The organism is Microbispora amethystogenes (assembly GCF_016863015.1).
In the GTDB taxonomy this organism is placed as follows: domain Bacteria; phylum Actinomycetota; class Actinomycetes; order Streptosporangiales; family Streptosporangiaceae; genus Microbispora; species Microbispora amethystogenes.
Window position 1 is genome coordinate 1 of the sequence record NZ_BOOB01000094.1, and the last position, 3,423, is coordinate 3,423.

2 protein-coding genes are annotated in these 3,423 nt (G+C 72.0%); both read right to left on the reverse strand.

Translation table 11 applies throughout. The features are described 5' to 3' along the window. Window positions 1-1,331: condensation domain-containing protein (locus Mam01_RS35765; RefSeq protein WP_239101875.1), on the reverse strand; the 1,331-nt coding region annotated here is incomplete at its 3' end. Window position 1,332: 1 nt separating this feature from the next. Beyond that, the coding region (locus tag Mam01_RS35770; RefSeq protein ID WP_239101876.1) for a condensation domain-containing protein at window positions 1,333-3,423 on the reverse strand (2,091 nt) is incomplete at its 5' end.

The window sequence follows — 3,423 nt, forward strand, 5'->3', positions numbered from 1 at the left end:
ACGTCGAGCTGGGCGATCCTGGCTCCGGGATCGGCCGCCATCTGGTCGAGCAGCCGCAGCATGCGGTCCATGAGCGCCTGGGCGCTGCTCTCGTCGAAGAAGTCCGGACGGTAGGTCAGCCGCATCTTCAGTCCGCCGAGCGAGCCGGCGACCAGGCCCAGGGGATAGTTGATCGACTCCCGGAGCCCCTTCTCGGTGAACTTCAGCCCTCCCGGCCCCGCCGGACGCGAGGCGCCGTCGGCGGGCGGCTTGTTGCCGCCGGAGCCGGAGGGGAAGTTCTCGAAGGCCAGCGCGGTGTCGAAGGTCGCGCCCGGCCCCGCCAGCCGCTGGATGTCGCTGAGACTCAGATATTGGGCGTCCATCAACGCCGACTGCTGTGCCTGGAGCCGGGTCAGCGTCTCCGCGACCGTACGCGATGGGTCGAGCGGGACGCGTACCGGAATGGTGTTGATGAACAGGCCGAGCATGCTCTCCACGCCGGGCAGGTCCATCGGACGGCCGGCCACGACGGAGCCGAAGACGACGTCGCGCCGGCCGGTCAGCTTGCCGAGCAGCACCGCCCACGCGGTCTGCACCACCGTGTTCAGCGTCACGCCGTGGGAGCGGGTCAGTTCCTGCAGCGCCTGGTCCAGCTCGGCGCTCGCCTCCCCGGTCAGGCTGTCGCAGTGGCCGGGGGTGGCGTCACGCGCCGCGGGGGCGACCAGCGTCGGCCCCTCCACGTCGCTCAGCGCCTGCCGCCACGCCTCCCTGGCCGCGTCCTTGTCCTGGCGGGCGAGCCACTCCAGGTAGTGCCGGTACGGGGTCACCGGAGGCAGGCCCTCGGCCGTGCCGCCCGCCTCGTACGACCGCCACAGCTCGCCCATGAGGATCGGCAGCGACCAGCCGTCGACCAGGATGTGGTGGAGTGTGACCATCATCCGGTATCGGCTGGGGGCCACCTTCGCCAGTAGCACCTTCAGCAGCGGCGGCACCGCCAGGTCGAACCGCTCGGCCCGCTCCTCGACGCCGATCCGCTCCGACTCGGCCCACGCCTCGTCCTCGGGCAGCTCCGACAGGTCCACCTCACTCCACGGCAGGGTCACCCGCCTCATGATCAGCTGTACGGGGGCTCCCGAGCTGCGGCTGCGGAACCCGGCGCGCAGGCTCTCGTGGCGGTCGAGCAGAGCCTGCCAGGAGGCCCGCAGCCGCGCCGCGTCCAGCTCGCCCTCCAACCCGATGATCATTTGCTCGACGTACACGTCGGCGTTCTGCTCGTCGAACAGGGAGTGGAAGAGCATGCCCTCCTGGAGAGGGGACAGCGGCCACACTCCCGCCAGTGCGGATTCCTTCATGTCATTCCCCTTCCGCAAGCTCCGCCGCGGCGGCTTCGAACTCGTCCAGGTCGCCTTGGCTGATCTCCACCAGGGGGAAGTCGGAGGGCGTATGACCTCCACTGCCGCCGGCGGAGGCGTGGGCGGCGAGGCCGGCCAGCATCCCGGCCCAGCCCTCCGCCAGGGCGCGTACGGCAGTCTCCGGCATGAGCTCCGCCGGCCACAGCATGACCAGCGAGAGCTGGGGACCCTCCGGCAGGTCGTGGACCACTCCCATGACCTCCAGGGGGTGCATGACGGGGATGTCCTTGTTGGCATCGCCGCCACCCTCGGTGGTCGTCTGCCAGTCCCTCAGCCGGGGTGGTCCTCCCCTGCCGCCCAGGCCTTCCCGGGCTTCCCGGGCTTCAGGGCCTTCCCGGCGCTCGCCGCCCGCCGGGTCGTCGGTCGCGGACCCGGCCGCCGACCTGCCCAGGTAGTTGAAGCCGATCTGCGGCCTCGGAAGCCCGGCGAGCTCGGCGGTGGTCTCGTCGTTGAGGTAGCGGAGGAGGCCGAATCCCAGGCCGTCTCCGGGGACCGCCCGCAGCTGCTCCTTGACCCGCTTGACCGCCCGGTCCGCGGCAGGGCCGCCCGCCCGCAGATCGGTGTGGTCGGCCGCGCCGACGTCGAGCCGTACGGGATGGCTGTCGGTGAACCAGCCCACCGTGCGGGAGAGCTCCAGGCCGTCGGCCAGGGGGACGCGGCCGTGGCCCTCCAGATCCAGCAGGACGCCGGTCGTGGTCTCGCCGCGCTCGCGCCGCCACTCGGCGACGGCCGCCGCGAGACCGGTCAGCAGCACGTCCTCGACCCCCGCGTGGAACGCGGCGGGGACGGTGGTCAGCAGCGCCGAGGTGACGTCGACCGGCACCTTCACCGCCAGCTCGCGCACCGCCGCGCCGACGTCCCTGGCCGGGTCCACCGGCCGGGAGGTGAACGATGGGTCGGGACTCCGCAGGAGCCGTACCCATTCAGGTGTTTCGGCCACCCGTTCGGGAGTGACGGCCTGTGCGGCCAGCGCCCGCGCCCAGTGCCGGAACGAGGTCGGCACCGGCTGGAGCGCGACCTCCCTGCCCGCGGCCAGCGACATGTACGCCTCGGCCAGGTCCGGCGCCAGGATCCGCCAGGAGACCCCGTCGACCACCAGGTGGTTGATGGTGGCCAGGAGACGTCCCTGCACGTCCGGTCCCGCGTCGAACCAGACGAACTGGGCCATCACCCCCGCCTGTGGATCCAGTCGTGCGGCCGCCGCCCGCGTCTGCTCGTCCACCGCCTCGCGCAGCGCGTCACCGTCGAGTCCGCGTACGTCGGCCCGGTGCAGCCAATCGGCCGCCGCGGTCGTCTCCGGCACCACCAGACGCGGTTTCGGCTCGGCCTCCAGCCGGGCGCGCAGCACGTCGTGGTGGTCCACCAGCGCCTGAACCGCGTTCACCAGCGTGCCGAAGTCGAGATCGGCCGGTGTGACGATCATCGTCGACTGCGCGGCCTGGCCGATCCGGTCCGTTCCCGCCCGGTCCAGGATCTCGTGCATCACCGGCGTCAGCGGGATATCGCCGACGCCCGGCTCGCCACCGCCCACCGGAGCGGCCTGGTCGGCCGTACGGACGACAGTGGCGAGCGCGGCCGGGGTCTGGTTCTCGAAGACCTGACGCGCGGTGATGACCAGTCCGGCGCGGCGGGCGGCGGCGACCAGCAGCATCGACATGATCGAGTCGCCGCCCAGTTCGAAGAACGACGCCTCGGCGCTGACCTGCTCCACGCCCAGGACCTCGGCGAACAGTCCGCAGAGGATCTCTTCCATCGGCGTTTCCGCCGCCCGCCCCGCATCGGGCAGATCGGGCGCCGGTAGGGCGGCCCGGTCCAGCTTCCCGTTGACCGTCAGCGGAATCGCCTCGATTTGAACGACCAGCGGCACCATGTAATCCGGCAACCTTGAGGCCGCGTACTCCCGCAACCCCGCCACATCCACCCACTCAGCACCCGCCCCGCCAGTGGCCGGGCTCCCGGCCTCGCCACTCGCGGCGTCCGGACCGGTGACTTCCACGCTCGCCGCGCTCGGGGAACCCTCCCCGCCCAGCGT